This is a genomic window from Methanosaeta sp. UBA458 (assembly GCF_002496085.1).
GTDB lineage: Archaea > Halobacteriota > Methanosarcinia > Methanotrichales > Methanotrichaceae > Methanothrix > Methanothrix soehngenii.
On record NZ_DAIK01000005.1, the window covers coordinates 1 to 20,310 of the forward strand.

21 protein-coding genes are annotated in these 20,310 nt (G+C 51.3%); 10 read left to right on the top strand and 11 right to left on the bottom strand.

Features of this window, described 5'->3' with window-relative positions:
* Positions 1 to 95: 95 nt before the first annotated feature.
* On the top strand, positions 96 to 1,067 hold the full coding sequence (locus BP822_RS00265; RefSeq protein ID WP_013719439.1) for a radical SAM protein: 972 nt from the start codon (positions 96 to 98) through the stop codon (positions 1,065 to 1,067).
* A gap of 198 nt (positions 1,068 to 1,265) precedes the next feature.
* On the opposite strand, the gene BP822_RS00270 is transcribed toward BP822_RS00265, so the two are convergent.
* Entirely contained in the window at positions 1,266 to 1,802 is a 537-nt protein-coding gene (locus tag BP822_RS00270) for a hypothetical protein (protein WP_048132128.1), read from the bottom strand.
* Between the two features lie 102 nt (positions 1,803 to 1,904).
* Here BP822_RS00270 and BP822_RS00275 point away from each other — a divergent pair, with 102 nt between their 5' ends.
* The 3 genes from BP822_RS00275 (at position 1,905) to BP822_RS00285 (ending at position 3,797) form a co-directional block, all read left to right on the top strand.
* A complete protein-coding gene (locus BP822_RS00275; RefSeq protein ID WP_013719441.1) occupies positions 1,905 to 2,084 on the top strand; it encodes a CopG family transcriptional regulator in 180 nt (59 codons plus the stop codon).
* A 4-nt stretch (positions 2,085 to 2,088) separates the two neighbouring features.
* Positions 2,089 to 3,027 (top strand): DNA-methyltransferase, encoded by a 939-nt coding sequence (locus tag BP822_RS00280; RefSeq protein WP_013719442.1) that lies wholly within the window; start codon positions 2,089 to 2,091, stop codon positions 3,025 to 3,027.
* A 122-nt stretch (positions 3,028 to 3,149) separates the two neighbouring features.
* Positions 3,150 to 3,797, top strand: a complete 648-nt coding sequence (locus BP822_RS00285) for a methyltransferase family protein (protein ID WP_286877472.1) — start codon at positions 3,150 to 3,152, stop codon at positions 3,795 to 3,797.
* A gap of 761 nt (positions 3,798 to 4,558) precedes the next feature.
* Here the strand turns inward: BP822_RS00285 and BP822_RS00290 are convergent.
* The 7 genes from BP822_RS00290 to xseA form a co-directional block, all read right to left on the bottom strand.
* Positions 4,559 to 4,711, bottom strand: coding sequence for a hypothetical protein (locus BP822_RS00290; RefSeq protein ID WP_286877473.1), 153 nt, complete (start codon positions 4,709 to 4,711; stop codon positions 4,559 to 4,561).
* 46 nt (positions 4,712 to 4,757) lie between these two features.
* Positions 4,758 to 5,390: a lamin tail domain-containing protein gene (locus tag BP822_RS00295; protein ID WP_286877475.1), complete on the bottom strand. Its 633-nt coding sequence runs from the start codon at positions 5,388 to 5,390 to the stop codon at positions 4,758 to 4,760.
* Between the two features lie 53 nt (positions 5,391 to 5,443).
* Positions 5,444 to 6,061 carry an SGNH/GDSL hydrolase family protein gene (locus BP822_RS00300; protein ID WP_286877476.1) on the bottom strand — a complete coding sequence of 206 codons (618 nt, stop codon included), beginning with the start codon at positions 6,059 to 6,061 and terminating at the stop codon, positions 5,444 to 5,446.
* Between the two features lie 49 nt (positions 6,062 to 6,110).
* On the bottom strand, positions 6,111 to 6,887 hold the full coding sequence (gene trpA, locus BP822_RS00305; protein ID WP_286877477.1) for a tryptophan synthase subunit alpha: 777 nt from the start codon (positions 6,885 to 6,887) through the stop codon (positions 6,111 to 6,113).
* Positions 6,874 to 8,055, bottom strand: coding sequence for a tryptophan synthase subunit beta (trpB, locus tag BP822_RS00310; protein ID WP_345803820.1), 1,182 nt, complete (start codon positions 8,053 to 8,055; stop codon positions 6,874 to 6,876). The genes trpA and trpB overlap by 14 nt, the downstream gene beginning before the upstream one ends.
* 97 nt (positions 8,056 to 8,152) lie before the next feature.
* On the bottom strand, positions 8,153 to 8,362 hold the full coding sequence (xseB, locus tag BP822_RS00315; RefSeq protein ID WP_013719448.1) for an exodeoxyribonuclease VII small subunit: 210 nt from the start codon (positions 8,360 to 8,362) through the stop codon (positions 8,153 to 8,155).
* Positions 8,359 to 9,564: an exodeoxyribonuclease VII large subunit gene (xseA, locus tag BP822_RS00320; RefSeq protein WP_013719449.1), complete on the bottom strand. Its 1,206-nt coding sequence runs from the start codon at positions 9,562 to 9,564 to the stop codon at positions 8,359 to 8,361. The genes xseB and xseA overlap by 4 nt, the downstream gene beginning before the upstream one ends.
* Positions 9,565 to 9,682: 118 nt before the next feature.
* Between xseA and BP822_RS00325 the strand changes: the two genes are divergently transcribed.
* The 4 genes from BP822_RS00325 (at position 9,683) to BP822_RS00340 (ending at position 12,663) form a co-directional block, all read left to right on the top strand.
* Positions 9,683 to 10,378: an energy-coupling factor ABC transporter permease gene (locus tag BP822_RS00325; RefSeq protein WP_048132137.1), complete on the top strand. Its 696-nt coding sequence runs from the start codon at positions 9,683 to 9,685 to the stop codon at positions 10,376 to 10,378.
* Complete coding sequence (locus tag BP822_RS00330) at positions 10,375 to 10,698, top strand: energy-coupling factor ABC transporter substrate-binding protein (RefSeq protein ID WP_286877478.1); 324 nt, start codon at positions 10,375 to 10,377, stop codon at positions 10,696 to 10,698. Before BP822_RS00325 ends, BP822_RS00330 begins: the two co-directional genes overlap by 4 nt.
* Positions 10,691 to 11,437: a cobalt ECF transporter T component CbiQ gene (gene cbiQ / locus BP822_RS00335; protein ID WP_286877479.1), complete on the top strand. Its 747-nt coding sequence runs from the start codon at positions 10,691 to 10,693 to the stop codon at positions 11,435 to 11,437. The genes BP822_RS00330 and cbiQ overlap by 8 nt, the downstream gene beginning before the upstream one ends.
* Positions 11,438 to 11,439: 2 nt before the next feature.
* Positions 11,440 to 12,663 carry an energy-coupling factor ABC transporter ATP-binding protein gene (locus tag BP822_RS00340; RefSeq protein ID WP_276620201.1) on the top strand — a complete coding sequence of 408 codons (1,224 nt, stop codon included), beginning with the start codon at positions 11,440 to 11,442 and terminating at the stop codon, positions 12,661 to 12,663.
* A 280-nt stretch (positions 12,664 to 12,943) separates the two neighbouring features.
* On the opposite strand, the gene larB is transcribed toward BP822_RS00340, so the two are convergent.
* Positions 12,944 to 13,720, bottom strand: a complete 777-nt coding sequence (larB, locus tag BP822_RS00345; RefSeq protein ID WP_276837287.1) for a nickel pincer cofactor biosynthesis protein LarB — start codon at positions 13,718 to 13,720, stop codon at positions 12,944 to 12,946.
* Positions 13,721 to 13,797: 77 nt separating this feature from the next.
* Between larB and BP822_RS00350 the strand changes: the two genes are divergently transcribed.
* Both BP822_RS00350 and BP822_RS00355 read left to right on the top strand, forming a co-directional pair.
* Entirely contained in the window at positions 13,798 to 15,015 is a 1,218-nt protein-coding gene (locus BP822_RS00350) for an endonuclease Q family protein (protein ID WP_286877480.1), read from the top strand.
* Complete coding sequence (locus BP822_RS00355; RefSeq protein ID WP_286877481.1) at positions 15,005 to 15,871, top strand: hypothetical protein; 867 nt, start codon at positions 15,005 to 15,007, stop codon at positions 15,869 to 15,871. The genes BP822_RS00350 and BP822_RS00355 overlap by 11 nt, the downstream gene beginning before the upstream one ends.
* Positions 15,872 to 15,887: 16 nt before the next feature.
* On the opposite strand, the gene BP822_RS00360 is transcribed toward BP822_RS00355, so the two are convergent.
* Both BP822_RS00360 and BP822_RS00365 read right to left on the bottom strand, forming a co-directional pair.
* Positions 15,888 to 17,744, bottom strand: a complete 1,857-nt coding sequence (locus BP822_RS00360) for a glycosyltransferase family 2 protein (RefSeq protein ID WP_349681836.1) — start codon at positions 17,742 to 17,744, stop codon at positions 15,888 to 15,890.
* Positions 17,745 to 17,988: 244 nt separating this feature from the next.
* On the bottom strand, positions 17,989 to 20,310 hold a 2,322-nt coding region (locus tag BP822_RS00365), incomplete at its 5' end, for a glycosyltransferase (RefSeq protein WP_286877484.1).

Below are 20,310 nucleotides of genomic sequence, written 5' to 3' on the forward strand. Positions count from 1 at the left end.
AGGAGAGGGGTCTTCTCTGCCCTTACACCCCGACGTTATAAACCTCTTTGCCTGGACCATCATTTCTTTTAACCTGGAAAATAAGAATTAGTACGATGGATCTGGAGACAAAAGCCCTTCTTCTCTCCCGGGGAACGGTTCAGCTCTCCCAGCCTGGTCGCGAGGGCAAGATGTCCACCGCCGGTCCAGGTGCGGGGGAAAGCTCGATCTTCTTTCAGTCCGGCTCGCGTATGGTGCGCCTATCGGTAGTGGATAGCACTGCTATTCAGCTGGAGATGGATGGGGATGAGGCAACAATCTCGCTGGAGGGCAGGGTAATTGCCAGGGGCAGAGTAGTCGAGCCCCTCCTGCACTGTCCTGATCAGGCCTACATCACCATTTCCGAGCGCTGCATCTACGACTGCAAGTTCTGCGCCGTCCCCAGGCTGATGGGAAAGGTGAAGTCTCACGAGAGGGTGATGGAGATGGCGAAAGAGGCGATGGCCACGGGGAGGCTGGAGTCCATCTCTCTGACCAGCGGCACTGAGGTCTCCCCCCAGCATGAGGCGGAGAGGGTGGCGGCTCTAGTTCGTGATCTGTTGCCATTTGGTCTGCCCATCGGCGTCTCTGTCAACCCCTTTCCTGGAGTCAATCGGATTCTTCTGGATGCGGGCGCTGATGAGGTCAAGTACAATCTGGAGACGGTCGATCGCGATATATTCGCCCAAGTCTGCCCGGGATTGTCCTATCAAGAGATAATGGATGCTCTGGAGGAGGCCGTGGAGCTGTTCGGCCCTAACCACGTCTTCTCCAATGTGATCATTGGCCTGGGGGAGTCGGACCAGTCCCTCCGCCAGGGAATAGATGAGCTCATTGATATGGGTGTTCTTCCCATCCTGAGGGCGGCTTATCCTCATCCCCTGCGCCGGGGGGAGGTGGATATCGTCCGGCCTTCGGCTGATCGGATGCTCGGGCTGGCTCGATATCTGAGGATGGAGCTGGATGAAAAAGGTCTGGACGGCAGCCTGGCTCTCACCGGCTGCTACCGGTGCACTGGCTGCGATCTCGCTCCGGGAAGGGATCTATAGCGCTCAGAACTCAATATCCTCATCATCGATCAGACAGGCCGTATCATCATTGCGCCTTATAAATCAGCCAATGAATGCACAACTGGATATAAGCAAATGATGGCAGAATCTTCTTCAGCATATTGAGAGAGATGGCATCAGATTCGCATGTTTTGGTTCGGCATCATCATAAATCATAATTGGTATCATTAACAGATTTCAGCCTTCGAAGCTATTTAGAATCTCTATCAAATCTTTCTTCCATAGGCCTTCAATTGTCATTGGAACCCGTTGCATCTTTTCTAGATACTCTGGGTGCTCTTGCCATCGCTCAAGATCCTTGGATCTGATGAAAACATAATCCCATTTCTGTGTCTGGTTAAATAGGCAAACTGCGAGGATATCAAAGTGGTCTACTCGATAACGTCTCGTCTCCAGGCCCTGCTTTGAATCCCTGGTCCTTTGGATTTCCACCATGTAGCTTGGAGGCCGTTTATAGATCTTATTTCTTAGGTTCTTGCACTCCATTAAATATTTCTTGCCATTATATAAAAATTCGAAGTCGGGTCTTCCATCTGTATCTCTCCACTCTACTTCCTCGATAATATGTTCTGCTTCCAGATGTTTTATATATCTGTAGGCATAAAACTCAGATAATTTCCCTTTCACATCGATCTGGGCTCTGAATCCTTTTAAGATAGCGTCCATTATGTCATTAGCCGGTGCTTTTAGGATCTCTTCTAATTTATGTGGCATCTCCAACCTAACCGAGCAACGTAATGGGGGAAAAACTAATATAATACCAGCCTATTTCACCTGTGTAATGAGTGTGTCATTTCAGCGGCTGGGAGGTGCCCAATGAATAAACGGGTTCAGGTAGTATTTACCCCTGAACAATGGGCCCTCATTGAGAACTTTCGAGGCGAACTGGGAAATGGGGATGCTGAGATTGTAAGGAATATCGTTCTCGCTTGGCTCGCTGAAAAGTCGATCATATCAACCAACGCAAAGAATAAGCTGAATAAAAACCAAAGGTAGTCCAATGACATCTTACAACTCTGTGCTCCCACTGGATATGGGTGTAGAGAACCCCTTTAGAAGTATAATACCCTACAAGCCCTATTACTTCACCGAGCACGGATCAGCCTATTTGGCCGATTCTCTAGAAGTCATGAAAAATATGCCTGAATCATCGGTTAACTTAATCGTCACTTCTCCGCCTTATGCCCTTGTTTACAAGAAAGAATACGGTAACGTAGATGCTAATGCTTATGTAAAATGGTTTATGGATTTTGCCGATCAATTCCTTAGAGTACTAACCGAGGATGGCAGCCTTGTGATCAACATAGGCGGATCATGGAATAGAGGCAAGCCCACTAGATCGACCTATCAATTTGAACTTATTATAGAATTAGCCAAAAAGTTTCATTTAGCACAGGAGTTTTATTGGTACAATCCTGCAAAATTACCTGCTCCTGCCGAGTGGGTTACTGTCAGAAGGATCAGAGTGAAGGACTCTGTTGAACTAGTGCTCTGGCTGTCTAAATCTCCTTTCCCTAAAGCTGATAATAGGAAGATTCTTCAGCCATATAGCAAGGATATGCAGCGATTGATTGAGAGAGGATATGTAGCTAAGAAGAGACCTTCAGGGCACAATATTACCTCAAAGTTCCAGAGGGATAATAAGGGAGCCATCCCGCCAAATCTACTTCAGGTTGGAAATAATGATGCCAATAGCCCCTATCTCCAAAAATGCAAAGAATCTAATATGAAGCCTCATCCAGCTCGATTCCCTAAAGAATTGCCACAGCTCTTCATCGATTTCTTAACAGACCAAGGAGATGTTGTTATGGATCCATTCTGCGGAAGCAATATGACAGGTATTGTGGCTGAGACCAGAAAGCGTAGATGGATCGGAATTGAATCTATCGAAGACTATCTTAAGGCATCTGAGTTTAGATTTCCGCACATCTATAGATAGGGCATCAGCTTTGCCTTCATGCCAGTCCAGGAAGTCAAAGGATTCAGGAGGAAGACGGCATATCCCATAATAATAATAATGGAATTGACCGGCAGAGATACGAAAGGCTGAGAAGGCAGGCAATGATAAGGTTTGGTCTGGCCGCAATTGTCATTCCCATCATTATCTATCTTCTGGCCGGCACCTTTCGTTACTGGCAGGGGTGGCTTTATTGGGCGGTTCTCGTCTTGCCGATGCTGGTTGCAGTATGCTATTTTCTGAAGCATGAGCCGGAGATGCTGGAGCGGAGGATGAATCTGCAGGAAAGAGAAAAAGAGCAAATTGCGATCGTTAATGCAATCTCTCTGATCATCATCGCTGGATTTGTAGCCATTGCCATTGACCTGCGCCTTCATGGACTGAATGCCATCCCTGTCCACCTGGTACTCTTTGCAGACGCTGCTGTATTTTTCGGCTATATTCTGGTCTTGTGGGTGTTCAAGGAGAACAGCTATGCATCTCGCACCATCCAGATCTCCGAGGGCCAAAGGGTCATCAGCACAGGCCCCTATGCCATTATCCGTCATCCCATGTACCTGGGAGTGCTGGCCATGTATCTGGCAACGCCGATAGCCTTAGGCTCCTGGTGGGCTCTTCCCATCTTCGCCCTAAGTGTTCCCTTCATCTGCTGGAGGATCATCGCTGAGGAGAGGCTGCTTTTACGTGACCTGCCCGGATATCTGGAATACTGCCAGGAGAGACGATACCGCCTCCTGCCGCATGTCTGGTAGCATCTGTTGGTAATCAATATCAGGCTGAAAGGGCCAGATCCATCAGTACTGCAAGGCTTGGGTAGGATGAATAGACGGGAAGAAAGATCGCCTGCAGCAACATTGTGCTCGATTCTTCTGAAGAGCATCAATAGGATCTGATTAGGGGAGAAGCGGTGAGTCCAGAGCCCAACAGATCCCATTGGTGCTCCCTGCCCAGCGTCGACTGGGAGGGCAGCCACCATCGAGGCTAGCCCGCCATTTCGAGGACAGCTATTCCAACTCTATAATAAATTTAGTATACCCATGGCAAACCATGCCAATAATAAGCGGGGCGGTAGTAGGTTACAGGATAGACGGTAATTCCGCTTCGATAATAATACGATGGCCAATACCAACTATCAAGGTACGGTCTGGCAACGGATCTGTACCAGGGATCTGAGACCGAATAGTCGATATATCCGTAATGGAAGACTGACGGGCTCCATTTTAAGGCAGCAGGAGCATTGTAGCCAGTAACGACATATCCGCCAGATAACCAGTCACCTACTTCTACTCCACCAGCTACGCCTGATGCGGTAAATGCTAGAATTATGCAGGCGAAAACAACTGCGAACATCATCCTCATTTCTTATCCCTCATTCACTCTTCTTTTATTGTCCCCAATATCTCTTCTACTTTTCTCGTCCTCAATTCTATTCTTCTCGATCCTCTGTTTTCTAAGCTCGAAGCTTTCAGTCTTTTAGCTGTATTCTCTTCTGCCCAAAATAAATCAGTAACCATTATATGAGGTTCATATGATGGCATGAGGAGATGTCGAACGGCGACGAGGACCAGAGAGTTGGAGAAGACACCGCAAGCGGGAGGACGAAGAGGAGGGCAGAAAAGCCCATTTCCATAACCTCCTCAAGTGCACCCTCGCCAAGCCCGATCACCGAGCAGCTCCTTTGGTCCTACCAGAAGAGCTCATGGACATGATCTCTATCCCAATCCAGTTGTCCATGCCCAGTTGAGCGGGCCGCCGTGGCAGATGAAAGTATGGCCCGTCAAATTCACCGGCGTGCTGGAGCTGGACCTCAAGCTGCTCATTTCTTTGCCGGGAGGCGGTCTATAAGCAGGCAGAAAAGGCGGATTCATCCCGCCGCTGGAGAATGCATTGGGAAGGGAGAGGGGTTTGTTGTCGGATGCGCTACCGGGAGTCGAAACCTCTATTGGATATCTATACTGGGAAATGACCCTCCCGGAAGCATCCTCTAAAGTGGCAGTATCGCCCATCTCGCTCCAAAAGAGTGCGCTATGGTATAGATCGGAGGATGAATTTCTGCCATCTTTAAAGTGAACTCGGGCTGTTGAGCCGGCCTTCAGGGTGAAGTTTGCAGGAAACGCATAGCTTTGATTTTCCCGGTTTTTGAGCGACCAGCCGTCCAGATTCATCAAACCAGATCCCATGTTGGCGATCTCAACCCACTGATCGGCATCCTGGTAGTTTACGCTTATGATCTTGACGATATCCGCCCCAACGCCCGCTGGAGCGGCTGCCGCCCCTCCCAGCGAGAGAGCAAAAAGTATCAATAAAATAGCCAATATGATCAAGCATCCACCCGCGCTTTTCATTAACATACCTCATACCTCCATGAACCTTCTCGCCTGCAAACAATAGGCCTTAATTAAAAGAGGCTCATCAGCTCCTCGGCTATTATCCTGTATCCCGCCTCATTGGGATGGTCCAAGCCCGGCAAGATCAGAGAATCTAGAGGCATACCAACTCGCACCCGCTTCATCCAGGCGCCGTAGACGTCCACAAAGCCCACATTCATCTCCTTTGCCACCCTCTCCACCGTCTGATAGTAGTCCAATACCCTCTGGTCATAGGGAGGGCTTTCCAGGGGCTGGGAGGATAAGAGCAAGATCTCCGAGTCCGGGCCTGCCCGGATGCGGCGCACCATCTCCACCAGGTTCATCTCGAACTCCTCCAGGCTCAGCCCTAAAACACAGTCGTTGATGCCGAAGTTTATGGTGACCAGATCCGGCTCATAAGATAGCACTGCCCAGTCCAGCCGGCTCAGGCCGTCCTGGCTGGTATCTCCGGAGATGCCAGAGTTGATCATCTCTATCTTTGAATCGGGGAACCTCTGACGGAGCGACTCCAGCAAAAAGGAGGGAAACCCTCGCCGCACTGCATAGCCAGCGGTGATGGAGTCACCAAAGCATACGATAGTGGCATCCGCCCCGGACTCAATGTCCCAGCGCGTCCTTTCCACATACTTCCTTAGCTCTTCATTCATCGGTATTCCCTCAGGTCATTCGTCTTTCATGGCAATGCAATAGTCCCAGCTATTGCAGCCTTGCTCTCCCCGCAGCTTTTACCGCCTTTTTCATCTCCCCAACCAATGCCTCCAGCTCATCGATCCTGCCCCTGGCGATCAGGTCCACGCAGGCCGATCCCACTATAGCGGCATCGGCACCCGCCCGGATGACCTCAGCCGCCTGGTCAGGGGTGGAGATGCCGAATCCCACCGCCTTTGGCTTTTTGCCCGGCACCCGAAGGATGAGGTCTCTTGTATCCTGCAAGACCTCGCTTCTCGCCCCGGTGACGCCGGTCCTGGCCACCAGATAGAGAAAGCCGCCCGTCTCTTCAGCGATCAGATCGATCCGTGCAGGGGGCGTGTTGGGTGCCACCAGGTAGATCAGGTCCACGCCGTGCTTGCCGCAGGCCTCTTTCAGGGGCGCGGCCTCTTCCGGGGGCAGGTCGGGAACGATCATGCCGGTGATGCCACAGCGGGCACAGTCCCGGGCAAACCTCTCCAGGCCCCGGGCATAGACCATATTGTAGTAACCCATGAATACCTTGGGGACGGGCACATCAGCCTCTTCTGCCACCTGGAAGTATACATCGGTGTTCATCCCAGCGGCGATAGCCCTTTGCGCTGCCGCCTGGATGGTCGGCCCGTCCGCTATAGGGTCAGAGTGGGGGAGCCCCAGCTCGATGATATCCGCTCCCGCCCCCACCAGCCGGCGCACCAGCTCGGGGGTGGCACCGGGCGACGGGTCTCCTGAGCAGAGATAGACGATCAGCAGGGGCCCGTTCTCGAAGGCCTCAGATAGTCTCATAGTCCATCACCGTAGCCAGGTCCTTATCCCCCCGGCCGGAGACATTGATGATCGCAAGATCGCCCAGTGACTCCGGCTCTCCTAATGCATAGCCGATGGCATGAGCCGACTCCAGTGCGGGGATGATCCCCTCCAGCCGGGATAAGGCGCGGAATCCCTCTAGAGCGGTCCTGTCGTCCGCCAGCCTGGGAAGGACGCGCCCCTTCTCCGCCAGGAATGCCAGCTCCGGACCCACTCCGGGATAGTCAAGGCCTGCTGCCACTGAGTAGGATTCCAGTATCTGGCCGTATGGGTCCTGGAGGATCTTGGTGAGGGCACCATGCAGTATTCCATCTGTGCCGTAGCCCAAAGATGCGCCATTGTCTGCCATCTTGTCGCTCATCCCCGGGCCTCGACCTCCTGCCTCCACTGCGATCAGCCTCACATCGTCCTTCAGGAATGGAGCGAAGATGCCCATGGCATTGCTCCCCCCGCCCACACAGGCCACAATGCTATCCGGCAGACGACCTTCCGCCTCCAGGATCTGCTCCCGGGCCTCCTGGCCGATCACGCTCTGAAAGTCCCTGACCATTGAGGGGAAGGGATGGGCGCCGGCGGCGGTTCCCAGCAGATAGTGGGTGTGCTCGAAGCTGGAGGCCCAGTCCCTCAAGGCCTCGTTTATGGCGTCCTTCAAGGTCCTGGAGCCGGAGCGGACCGGTATAACCTCTGCTCCCATCAGCTCCATCCGGTAGACGTTCATCTTCTGCCTCTCGATGTCCACCTCTCCCATGTAGACCTGGGTCTCAAAGCCCAGTTTTGCCCCCACGATGGCCGTGGCCACGCCATGCTGGCCGGCACCGGTCTCGGCGATCAGGCGGGTCTTGCCCATCTTCTTAGCCACCAGAGCCTGGCCAAGGGTGTTGTTGAGTTTATGAGCTCCACCGTGCACCAGGTCCTCCCTCTTTAGATACACCCGGCAGCCCAGCTTCCGGCTGAGGTTGGGGGCGAGATAGAGCGATGTGGGCCGGCCGGCGAAGTCCTTTTGGAGAGCTTTCAGCTCATCTTGAAATTGGGGGCTCTTCTTGAGCCGGTCATAGGCAATAGAGAGGTCGGCCAAGGGAGCCACCAGGGTCTCGGGGACGAAGAGGCCGCCATACCTCCCGAACTTGACTGCGAAATTATCGATCATCATACTGCTCAACGAATCACCAGCTAAATGGTTTAATGCACGAATTAATACTATGATGTATAAAAAAGTACATCCTAGATCTTATTTAAGCTTTGCCTCAGAGCAGATCGGAGGGCAGCTCGCCGGTCAGGCACTCAATCCTCCTCTGGGCACTATCCAGTCGAAGGTTGCACACCCGGACCAGCCTCATGCCTCGTTCATACAGCTCCAGGCTCTTCTCCAGGCTCATCTTCCCCTCCTCCAGCTCCGAGACTATTCTCTCCAGTTCCTCCAGTGCATCCTCCAGCCCCACTTCCTCTATGCTCATCCATCCATCTCCTTCTCGTCGATGCATTCCAAAATCCGGCATCTCAACGCACCCCGACCCAAGATCAACTCAACCTCCTCTCCGGGGAGGACATCATCCCAGGCCACGACCAGCCCCTTCTTCGAGCGGACCAGGGCATAGCCTCGCTGCAATGTGGCGCGCGGTCCCACCGCTGCCAGCTTGCCCTTGGCCGCGTCCAGCCTGGTCTTTCGCGCCTTAAGCATCTCAGCCTGGGCCAGATCCAGCCCATCGCTCAGGTGGTCCAAACGCTGCCTGAGATCTCCGGTTATGGAGTACATCCTCGAAGGGGAGAGGCTGCGCTGGATATACTCCAGACGCTCCTCCTTTCTCTCCAGGCTTGTCCAAAGGGCGCGCATAATCCGAACCTGGCTCTGCTCCAGCCTGATCTTCAGATCCGCCACATCCGGCACTGCAATCTTCGCGGCAGCGGTTGGGGTTGCCGCCCGCATATCGGCCGCGAAGTCGGTGATGGTCACATCCGTCTCATGGCCCACGGCGGAGATCACCGGACTGTCGCATGCGAAGACTGCTCTTGCCACCACCTCCGAGTTGAAGCACCACAGGTCCTCGGCTGAGCCGCCTCCGCGACAGACGATGATCAGGTCCGTCCTGCCCTGCAGGGCGAGAAGTGCAGAGACGATGCTCTCCTCAGCCTTCTCCCCCTGGACCCTGGCCGGAGAGATTATGATCCTTGCTGGATAGGGGCCGATGGTGCGCACTACGTCCCTCAGCGCTGCACCCTGCAGAGAGGTGACAATTCCTATCCTCTCCGGATAGAGGGGAAGAGGACGCTTCTGCTCCTGATCGAAGAGCCCCTCTTCCCCCAGCTTCTTTTTCAAGGCCTCGAACTGCAAAAACCGAAAGCCAAGACCGGCATCCCTCTTAATGGCCCTGGCCACCAGCTGCACTCTCCCCTGAGGACGGTAGACCGCCACATCCCCAAACAAGAGGACATTCATGCCATTTCTCAATTCCGTCTCCACCTGGCCAATGTTCCCTTTGAAGAGGACGCAGGAGATCTGGGAATCCCGGTCCTTCAGGGTGAAGTACATATGGCCGGAGCGGTGATGGACGAAGTTGGATACCTCTCCTTGCGCCCAGAGATCATGCAGGCGGGGATCGTTCTCCAGACGCTCTCGAATTCTCTCATTGAGGTTGGTGACAGTGAATATCTGGGTCAATGATCTCCTTTTATAGAGCGGATTATTTAAGAGCATTTCTCAATTTATTAAATTAATCTGGTCATAACGCAAAGAAAGTTTATATGCTAGAATATCCCTGCTGCACACGGGTGTTGTGATGCATATAATGGAAGGCTTTCTTCCCCATCCCTGGTGGGAGATCTGGCTCATTATCTCTTTGCCGGTGGTGGCCTGGGGCGTTTATAAGATGAACAAGATGGTCAAGGAAAACCGGGAGATATTGCCCCTGCTCGCTGTATCTGGGGCCTTCGTCTTCGTTCTCTCATCCCTTAAGATGCCCTCAGTCACTGGGAGCTGCTCACACCCCACGGGGACGGGCATGGGAGCGATCCTCTTTGGACCATGGATAACCGCAGTCCTTTCGGCAATCGTGCTGATCTATCAGGCCCTATTCCTCGCTCATGGCGGCTTGACTACTCTTGGGGCCAACATCTTCTCCATGGGCATCGCTGGTCCCCTGATCGGATATCTGGTCTTCGTTCTTGCCAAGAGGTCTGGGCTGAATATGTACCTCTCCGTCTTCCTGGCGGCCATGCTCGCCGACTGGACCACATATGTGGTGACCTCAATGCAGCTCGCCCTGGCTTTTCCCGCCGCCTCGGGTGGGGTTGTGGCCTCCTTCCAGGCTTTCATGGCCATATTCGCCATCACCCAGGTTCCATTAGCCGTGGTGGAGGGAGCGGTGACTGCGCTGATGTTCAAATATCTTGTCCGGCTCAGGGGCGACATCCTGGTGAAGCTCAATGTGGCCAGTGCCTCCGCCATCAAATTGCTCCGGGAGGCTGCTACATGAAGCTGGAGATAATCGTCTTAGTAGTTATTGCCCTTTTTGCTGCCATCTTCGTCTACCAGAGTACCAGCGGAGAGCACGAGTGGGCAGGGGCGGACGATCAATCGGAGAAGGTCATCGATGAATTGACCGGAGGGGCTTACGAGCCCTGGTCAAGTCCCCTATGGGAGCCGCCGAGCGGCGAGATCGAGAGCCTTCTCTTTGCCCTCCAGGCGGCCATAGGGAGCCTGGTCATCGGCTATTTCCTGGGATACTACAGAGGTTTGATGAGAAAGAAAGGCGAGCAGAGAGACGGGGACTGGGAAGCAAGATCTGATGCATGATCTCCTGGATGACTGGGCCCAGTGCAATGCCCTGAGAGAGACCAGCGCCCATCTTAAGCTATTCCTTGGCCTGGGAGCGATCATAATCTGCGTCTCCTCGGTCACGCCATCCGCGCCCTTATTCGTCGCTGCGAGCATGAGCCTCATCATCCTGATCCTGGCCAAAATACCCATTCGCATCTACTCCCGGCTCCTCCTTCTCCCCCTCTCCTTTGCTCTGCTCAGCTCAACGGTGGTGGCCCTGATGCATGGCTCTGGAGAGATGCTCTATTCCATGCAGCTCTTCGGCCTGGAGATAGGGATCCGAGTGGATGGGGCAGCTTTGGCCCTGCTCCTCATCGCCCGGACCTTCGGCGGCATGTGCTCATTGTTCTTCATCGCCCTCACCACCCCCATGATCGAGATTTTCGCCGTCCTCAAGTCGCTTCGGATTCCCGAATCGGTGATAGAGCTCTCTATGATGATCTACCGATACATATTTGTCTTTCTAGATCAGGCAGCGATGATACACAGCGCCCAGGTGATGCGACTGGGGAACCTGGGCACCAGGAGTTCCCTCAGCTCCTTTTCCATGCTCGCAAGCGTTCTATTCCTCAGATCCTGGGAGCAGGGAGAGAGGCTGATCGTGGCCATGGACGCCCGCTGCTACGACGGCCGGCTCGATCTCATGGAAGAGAGAAAAGGAGCGGGNNNNAGCCTTATGACTGGAGAAGAAGGGATTCTAAGGATGGGAGGGTGAGAATGGCCACGATCCTGGAGACCAGGGGGATAGAATACGCCTATGCCGACGGCACCCGGGCCCTTAGCAATGTCAGCCTCACAATAGAGGAGGGCAGAAAGATTGCCCTGGTGGGCCCCAATGGGGCGGGAAAGTCCACTCTGATGCTGATGTTCAATGGGATCTTAAGGCCGGATGCAGGCGAGGTTCTATTCCGGAATGAGAGGCTGGATTATGACTCCCGATCATTGCGAAAGGTAAGGCAAAGGGTGGGAATGGTCTTCCAGAACTCCGATGACCAGCTCTTTGCCCCAACCGTCTACCAGGATGTGGCCTTCGGGCCGGTGAACTTGAGGTTCCCTCCTGAGAAGGTGAAAAGGTATGTGGGCTATGCCCTGCAGTATGTCGGCCTATCCGGATACGAGCGCCGCCCTCCCCATCACCTGAGCGGCGGGGAGAAGAAGAGGGCGGCCATTGCGGGAATTCTGGCCATGGAGCCGGAGGTGATGATCCTGGACGAGCCCACCTCAAACCTCGATCCCGCCACATCAGAGGAGATCATGGAGATGCTCGATGAGCTTAACCTGGGGGGAAAGACATTGATCATCTCCACCCACGATGTGGACCTGGCCTATCGCTGGGCGGATGAGGTGGTGCTGATGAAGGACGGTGGAGTGCTCCGCCGGGGCTCGGCTGAGGAGGTGTTCGGCGATTTGGAGCTGATCCGAGATGCCAGGCTGAAGCCCCCAATGGTGGTGGATCTATATCAGGAGCTTGTGAACAGAGGGCTGGCAGAGGGCAAGAAGCCTCCAAAGAGCATTCTTGAGCTATGCGACTCTCTGGAGGGGGGCGAGAGGAGGTGTGCTGTCCAGGGGGCGAAGAGGGGCACGATCTACGTCTGCAATGCCGATGAGCTTCTTTTAGAGAATGCAAATGAGCTGGTAGGGAAAGTGGATGCCGATTATACCGGGGCTATGGGGACCAGGGCCAAGCTGATGGCAGAAGAGGCCAAAATCCGGGTGGACTTCACCTACGGGGTGATAGACAAATGCATCCTCAAGGCGCTTGCAGGCAAGAGCTGCCTGGTCTTGACCTCTCAGGGAATGATGGGCCAGGTTCAAAAGAGGATAGAGGCCTATTCTCAGCAGTCCGGAGAAGAGATAAATTCAGTCGATCTATCCTCAGGCAGCAATGGGCGCTCTTTGCCAATAGATCGCGATTTTGTCGGGACCAAAAGCCTTAAGTAAAATTAATTTGCATAAAGTAAAGTGTAATGGAATAGCGTACGAAGGAATAGTCTGCTATTCCGTGCGTCCATTCAGCACCAAGGCGGAGCATCCCTGCAAGGCAGACTCCGCCCTGGATCTCCCCAAAGTGCCATGTTTCTAATTATATTATACTTATACTTTGCAGTAGCGGCGGTAATAGCTAGAGCGGGTAGGGGAGTGGGGGTTAGTAAAAAAGATGAGTATACCCGCTCAAGGCAAACGAGCCTTTTTATGGTATAAATACCTTCCTAGAAATAATTTAAGACTGTTTCTCTTTATGAGCTTTTTGTCTGGCGATCTTGGCGGCATATGCTCCCGCCACAAAGCCCGCATCCACATTTACCACCGTCAGGACGGAGCAGGACTGGAGCATCGAATAGAGGGCAGCCTTTCCCCCACCGCCAATCCCGTATCCAGTGGAGACGGGAAGGCCGATGACCGGAGCGTTCACCAGTCCCGCTACCACCGCGGGAAGGGTGCCCTCTCGACCAGCCGCCACGACAAATGCATCCGCATCCGCCATCCTCTCTAGACACGGAAAGAGGCGGTGGATGCCTGCTACCCCCACATCATACTCTCTGAGCACCTGGCAGCCCATCTCCTCCGCTACCACCCTTGCCTCCTCAGCCACGGGGATGTCCGCAGTTCCTGCCGCCAGGATGGCCACGATGCCCACCCTTTCCGGCCGATCAGCAGAGCGGATGACCACCGTCCTGGCGCGAGGATTGTGCTCAAAGACGCTCTTAGGGGGAAGCTTGGCCGATCTCAATACCACCAGCTGCTCGGAGGACACACGGGTGATGATCACGCTCCCCGTCTCCTCCAGATGGGCAAGGGATATGGCCAGAAGATCGGACTTGTCCTTTCCCTCGGCGAGGATCGCCTCCGGTATGCCAATGCGATTTGATCGGCAGATATCCAGCTTTGCCACCTCGCCCACGGTGCGATAATCCCTGACCCTAATCTGCTTTAGGGCCTCCTCCAGGGAAATCTCTCCCCGGCGGTAGCTCTCCAGGATCTCTCTGTTGCTCTCCATTTTCTCATCCGGTAATAGAGCCATGAGCATAAAGGGTTTATCCCTCTCCGAGAAGATCTTCCTCAGGAGTCAGGAAGATGCTAGTCAATCTCGATCTGCACATTCATTCCCGCTATTCGATGGCTGTATCCGGCGACATGGAGCTGGGGCAGATCGCAAAGGGGGCGGCGCATAAAGGGGTGAAGATAGTGGGCACTGGCGACTGCCTGCACCCTCTGTGGCTCGAATCCATCAAAAAGCTGCCGGAGGACGATGGGCTGAGGAGGCAGGGGGATACTCTCTTTCTCCTGAGCGTGGAGGTGGAGGATTCGAAGAGGGTCCATCATCTTATTCTCCTGCCGGACACCGGCAAAGCGGAGGAGCTGGCGGAGGGATTTTCACCCCATTCGGGCAACCTGCATCAGGATGGCAGGCCGCGGTTGCATATGAGCGGGGCCCAGATCGCCGACCTGGTGTTTGAAGCAGGGGGCCTCATTGGGCCCGCTCATGCCTTCACCCCATGGACGGGGATGTATGCTTACCATCGGTCCCTATCTGAATGCTACCAGGAGAAGGCGGACCGGATTCGATTCATTGAGCTTGGACTGAGCGCGGACAGCGATTATGCGGACAGGATTGCGGAGCTCTCGGACAAGACCTTTCTCTCCAACTCCGATGCCCATTCACCTCGCACCAATAAGCTGGCCAGAGAGTTCAATCAGATGGAGGTGGAGGGGTGCAGCTACCGGGAGATAGCTTTGGCCATCTGCAGGGAGAAGGGAAGAGGACCGACGCTCAATGCCGGTTTTTTCCCGGGAGAGGGAAAGTATAACCGCACGGCCTGCACCCGCTGCTTTCATCACTTCAGCGCAAAAGAGATGAATGATCTCATGGGACGCTGCTCCCATTGCCAGGGGCAGATCAAGCTGGGGGTGGCTGACCGGGTCGATCTATTGGCCGACTACGAAGGGCCCCAGCATCCCTCTCATCGGCCCCCTTACTTGCACCTCATTCCTCTGGCAGAGATCATCGCCCTCGCCCTGGGCTACAAGAGCCCGATGACGGTGGGGGTGCAGAGGCTGTACGCGGCCATGACAGAGGATAAGACGGAGATTGAGGTATTGCTGAACGAGCATATCGGGGAGCTGGAGGCGGCAGAGGTCGAGCCGAAGGTGATCGGTGCCATTGAGGCCTTCCGCAACGGCGGAGTGGAGGTTCTGCCCGGCGGAGGAGGAAAATACGGAGAGATCCGGCTTTTAGCTTCGAAGAAAGCCGGGGGAGAAAGAGAATCGCAGAGGTCCCTTTTTGATTTTTAATAAGATTGAGACGGATCGCGTCTGTATTGTAATCGCCTCATTGCTCTTATCGGCCTTGATCCTATCCGCTAATGCCGAGAGGATAACCACCACCGTGGGAACCAATAACACCGACTGGTCCATTGCCCGGCAGAGCGATAGCATCAAATTCGATTACTCGCAGTACGTCCAGGGAAGCATATCTCCGGTTGAGTACCGCGGGCGCTCACTTGAGCCCTGTCATTCCAGCTATGAGGAGGTGGATGTAAATGATGTTCGCTTGCGTGCCAGGACCTCTGCCCGAAAGGGCGATTACGCCTCAGAAGGGCTGATTCTCCTTCGAGCTGACTCTGCTAATTCCAGCGAATTCGTCCTTTCAATTGAAAACGGCACCTTTATAGGCGAATTTGTCGAGGAATGGCCGGCTATTCTCCGATCCAGCAAGTCCTTGAGGTACTCCGGCCAGGGAATCAACAGCCGAGAGTATGCAGGGAACAATCTTGATTATGCCGGATCCAGCCTGCTTTACAATAATGAGCTCTCCAAGGATTCAGATATCGATATGCTGCTCACCAGGATGAATGCCACCGTGCGGGGCATTTCTCTTTCTCCCAATGATACCGTTCTCTCCGCCCAGTTCATGCCCACAAAGGAGACATATTATAGCATTACGACGTCCTCCACTGGCATCGCCGACTTCAAATATGGCTTCTCCAGCCCCAATGCTGGGTTGAAGAAATCGATCTATCCTATGGCCAGCGAGGGGGAGGAGAGGTACTACGGAGATTACAATATCTCCAGGAGCATCCATATGAAGTCGGACTTCCCGCGGTATGAAGAGGAGGATGATTGGATATCGTGCTGCTCTGCAGGCTAATCTATATCAAGATCAGTTATCGCCAAGATACAAATGGCAGGATGTCGTAGCTGTCGAGGGGAAGATTGGGATTGTAGTAGGGATCGCCCCCTTTTATATATTCTTGCCATCTTTCTATGAAGCGCTTTGTGTCATTGGGGTGAGGATCGAATGAAAACGATCGTCCCCTGGTAGCAGATTCGTAATGGAGCAGTTCTGCATAGGGAGTAAATAGGTTTTCGTATCCCAACTCCCTCACCCGGAGGCAAAGATCGACGTCTCCAAAGCCAATCTCAAACCTTTCGTCAAATCCGCCTACCTCATTAAAAATCGATTTTCGAAGCATCATGCAGGCTGCGGTGACTGCACTATAATTTCTGATGGATACAAAATGGCCCATATAGCCAATGTCATTTGAATGCAACCACTTATATATATGCTCTGCCCGTCCACCCCAGCCGACAACCACTCCCACATGCTGTATTTTTCTATCTGGATAAAGCAGCTTGGCCCCCACACAACCGATCTCGTCTCTCTGCGATTGTTCAAGCATCGCTTCCAGCCAATCGGAGTTTAATACTTCTATATCGTTATTCAAAAAGAGCAGATGCTCTCCACGGGCAAATTTTGCCGCATAATTATTCAACTTAGAGTAATTAAATTTTTCATTGAACTTTATAATCCTATATGATTTCCCTAGACCATCCAGATATGCGGCGGTTTCCTCCTCCTGGCTCATGTTATCTACTATTATAATTTCATAATTATCATAAGACGATCTGTTTTGGATGCTTTCAATGCACCTCTTCAAAAGGTCAATGCGATCTTTGGTCGGAATTATGATGCTGATCTTGGGGCGATCGAGGATATCTCTCTTCAGCCTGAAAAAATTAAAGTTCTTTGTGCCCCAGACCACTCCCTTGATCCCCTCTCTGTCTGCGAAGTCCTGGAGAGCTCTTCTGCTGGACTCCATCACTCTTTCCTTGAGCAGATGCCCGGTGCTCGATTCGTACTGACGCCATTTATAAAGGATTTTGGGTATGTGCAGGACATTTCTGGTCTGGGAGAGGACCCTTAAAAATAAATCGTAGTCCTGGGATACTTTAAACTCGGCTCTGAATCCACCGATCTTTTTCAAAATGCTCGCCCTTATGACAACAAAATGAACGATATAGCAATGAGACAGCATATAATCAAGAGAGAAATCTGGCCTGAAATAAGCATATACTGGCTTTCCCCGCTTGGAAATAAGGATCTCATCGCTATATATAAAATCGGCGCTGGCATTTCGGTTCAGCATCAGAACAACCTCATATAAGGCATTTGGAAGGAGCTGATCATCATGATCCAGAAATCCGATGAATTCCCCGCTGGCCATAGCGAGGGCCTCGTTTGAAGCTCCCGAGACGCCCTGGTTCTCATTCAGATACTTGACCTTGATCCGGGCGTCCTTTTGCTGATAGAAATTTAACGTCTCTCTTATATGCGGTTGATCTGATCCATCATCCGCAATACAAAGCTCCCAGTTATCATATATCTGATGTAAAACAGATTCGATGGAACTTCTAAGCCATTCTTCTCTGGTGTTTAATACTGGAACTATTATGCTGATCTTGGGCCGGTACTCAAAGCTCGCACATTGGATGCGCATATCCTCCAGTTCTTTTCCAGACGGCTCTTTGGGCGGATTCTTTTTTTGAGATAATTTTCTGCGCATATATATTTGGGACCTTTCCGCAAAGCTTTGCATGCCGTCTTCGGCGATGATATGACTGGACCTTGCGGCCAACTCGTATACGCCCCTTCGCCCTGTGCCCGGTGCGAAAAGCAGGTCGACCAAGTATTCATGGCACCTGGCTATTATTTTTCCCGCTCCTATGTCCTTTAATGCCATCTAACACCTTGTCCTATGAATATGACCATCGGCCTTGAGAGGGAACATCCAGTTATTGATATAATCATGAAGCTTGCCAGGTTGCCTGGATTCATCTCGACTATTCTTGGTATTGCTGTGCTCGTGTGGTTGATGCTCAATTCACATTTTTCTATGAATATATACAAAATAAATAGTTGACGCCATTTTCATTCACTCGAATAATAGGCACGTTAATGCGACCTCTCTTTTTGATTAGATATTACTAAATAAAAATAGCTTTAAGCATGTTCAGCGCCGCTAATTCGGCAGGAAATCGACAGACATCGATGATGGATTGAGAGCACATCTTTTTCCTTAATTTCTCATCATTTATTAATTTCTCAAGAGCATCAGTGCATGATCGCCTATCTGTCGTATCGATCAAAAATCCATTTATTCCATCCTTTACGAAATCCTGGCAACCCCCATTTCTCGGAACTATTACCGCAGAGCCACATGCCATTGCTTCTAATGCAGTCAATCCCATTGCCTGATATGTTGAAAAGTCCACGAAGATATCGATTTCATTGAATAAATGCGGCATCCATTCTCGTTTTAGCACCCCCATATGATTAATTGGAATATCTCTACAGGGGTTCAATGATAAGAAGTCATCATTAGAGCATCCAAAGGTAATGATATTTATTTTATCTCCATATAGTTTTTTGATTTCCTCAAGAATTTCCAAGGTAAAGCGAGGATTTCTGCGTGGAGTCGATGGCCTAATCATTGCTCCAATAAATATATCATTTGATTTGTGCAATCTTTCTCTTGGTCTGAATAGATCTATATCAACGCTCGGCCCTATAATCTGACAGTCAATTCCCATATTCGACATAACCTTATTTTTATTCCAGCTTGTTTTTGTCACATTCTTTATTCTTGGTATCTTCATGTAAGATTCCCACGCCAGATTGTATTCTCGAGACCCCTTTGGGTAAAAATCTGGTTCAAAGTCCTGAATGTAATATGCCAGGGTAATGTCGCTGCTATTAAGCGATGCAATCCAATATACGGAATTGTTTATAGTAGCTATAACCGCATCAAAGTCCGCGGCAATTAAAGGGACCTCATTAATGCTCCCATAAATGACAGGAATTCTCAAATCGGGAAAACTCTGCTGGAATTTAACTCCATGTTCTGTTAAATTAAACAGGCTTACCCTCACACCCATTTCAATCAAAGCATATGCTTCTTGGATGATGACATAAGCACCTCCTGTCGGCTCCATTATTGGAAGAATTATCAGCAGACTTTTACCCTTGAAGAGCTTTTTCCCTTCCTCCAATAACCCGTGCCGATGCCATAGAACATCCGCTCGAGCTCTTATACCGGCCATTGCTCTATTGCCCTTGCATTCGGAGACACCCTCAGAGACCTCCTGGATGCCATGTTTGTCGATTAATATCTTGCCTGCCCGGTCACACAATTTCTTTCTTCTATCATCAGAGTAGCTGCGGGATTGCTTATGATAAATGTAAACATCATCGGCAACAGCTAAATCCCATTGCGCTTTTCTTGCCCGAATACAGTAATCATTCTCCTCACCATAGCCTGCCCCGAAACTATCCTCATCGAAATATCCTATTTGATTTATCAATTCTCTTTTAATTAAAAGACAAAACCCATTAAGAAATGGTATTTTGGGATAGCAACGACATGAATACTTCCCAATAAGATCAGCCATCATATGGATAGATATATTTTCAGGCAAGTCATTAGATGCCCAATCGCCGCACGATTCTATTTTCGGGACTGACTGCCATGATGCGGTATTCGACAATGGGCCGACGATTCCAATTCGTTCATCCGATTCGGCGCATTCTAGCATTCTATCCAGCCAATCAGCAGAAACGATAGTATCGCTATTTAGCAGGATCACATATTTGCCAGTTGAGTTTCTCAAACCTTGATTCGCCGCAAAAGTATATCCTCTAGCAACATCATTTCTTAACAAGAAAACATCGTGGTGCAATGCGAAATCCTGCAAGAACGATTTAGTGGCTTCATCGCTTCCATCATCAACCAAAATCAGTGTATAAATATGTGGAGAATATTTTATTACTGACATCAAGCATGATTTTACATCATCTAATGCATTATGTATGCAAATGACGATATTCACATTCTTCTCATAATGTCTCTTCACTTCAAGTGCTATCCCCCAGTTTCTGTGAAAGGAGTGCAATTGAATTAAGAAATCATCCATAACAGTCTCATGAAAGGTATTTTCTGGGTTTTCAGACTCTTTATGAGCTATGGAACAATAGTATGCATTTCTTGATCGATACTCCTGCAGTAGAGTGCTTAATCCATCATTTGCAAGAATCCTCATCGCCTTTAACCCAAGATCATACCATCTCCGGCGCTTGCTTTCATGAGGCAAGGCTCGTTCTATGACACTGTTATTAAATCTATTGGTAATTTTCCAGGAAATGCTCCTCTTAATTTCCGCGATCTCAATATCCAATACATGAGCACGATATCTTGCCAAATGGAGTTGACTAATCAGCTCAGATTTGTCTTTATTTTTAAATGAATACCC

What these genes read in the sequence shown, in the direction of transcription:
- BP822_RS00340 (WP_276620201.1), top strand. Translation starts at nt 11,440, where the DNA reads ATGGCCACGATCCTGGAGACCAGGGGGATAGAATACGCCTATGCCGAC.
- BP822_RS00295 (WP_286877475.1), bottom strand. Translation starts at nt 5,390, where the DNA reads ATGAAAAGCGCGGGTGGATGCTTGATCATATTGGCTATTTTATTGATA.
- BP822_RS00325 (WP_048132137.1), top strand. Translation starts at nt 9,683, where the DNA reads ATGCATATAATGGAAGGCTTTCTTCCCCATCCCTGGTGGGAGATCTGG.
- BP822_RS00330 (WP_286877478.1), top strand. Translation starts at nt 10,375, where the DNA reads ATGAAGCTGGAGATAATCGTCTTAGTAGTTATTGCCCTTTTTGCTGCC.
- BP822_RS00280 (WP_013719442.1), top strand. Translation starts at nt 2,089, where the DNA reads ATGACATCTTACAACTCTGTGCTCCCACTGGATATGGGTGTAGAGAAC.
- larB (WP_276837287.1), bottom strand. Translation starts at nt 13,720, where the DNA reads ATGGAGAGCAACAGAGAGATCCTGGAGAGCTACCGCCGGGGAGAGATT.
- BP822_RS00360 (WP_349681836.1), bottom strand. Translation starts at nt 17,744, where the DNA reads ATGGCATTAAAGGACATAGGAGCGGGAAAAATAATAGCCAGGTGCCAT.
- trpB (WP_345803820.1), bottom strand. Translation starts at nt 8,055, where the DNA reads ATGATCGATAATTTCGCAGTCAAGTTCGGGAGGTATGGCGGCCTCTTC.
- BP822_RS00275 (WP_013719441.1), top strand. Translation starts at nt 1,905, where the DNA reads ATGAATAAACGGGTTCAGGTAGTATTTACCCCTGAACAATGGGCCCTC.
- xseB (WP_013719448.1), bottom strand. Translation starts at nt 8,362, where the DNA reads ATGAGCATAGAGGAAGTGGGGCTGGAGGATGCACTGGAGGAACTGGAG.
- trpA (WP_286877477.1), bottom strand. Translation starts at nt 6,887, where the DNA reads ATGAGACTATCTGAGGCCTTCGAGAACGGGCCCCTGCTGATCGTCTAT.
- BP822_RS00350 (WP_286877480.1), top strand. Translation starts at nt 13,798, where the DNA reads ATGCTAGTCAATCTCGATCTGCACATTCATTCCCGCTATTCGATGGCT.
- BP822_RS00285 (WP_286877472.1), top strand. Translation starts at nt 3,150, where the DNA reads ATGATAAGGTTTGGTCTGGCCGCAATTGTCATTCCCATCATTATCTAT.
- BP822_RS00300 (WP_286877476.1), bottom strand. Translation starts at nt 6,061, where the DNA reads ATGAATGAAGAGCTAAGGAAGTATGTGGAAAGGACGCGCTGGGACATT.
- BP822_RS00265 (WP_013719439.1), top strand. Translation starts at nt 96, where the DNA reads ATGGATCTGGAGACAAAAGCCCTTCTTCTCTCCCGGGGAACGGTTCAG.
- BP822_RS00270 (WP_048132128.1), bottom strand. Translation starts at nt 1,802, where the DNA reads ATGCCACATAAATTAGAAGAGATCCTAAAAGCACCGGCTAATGACATA.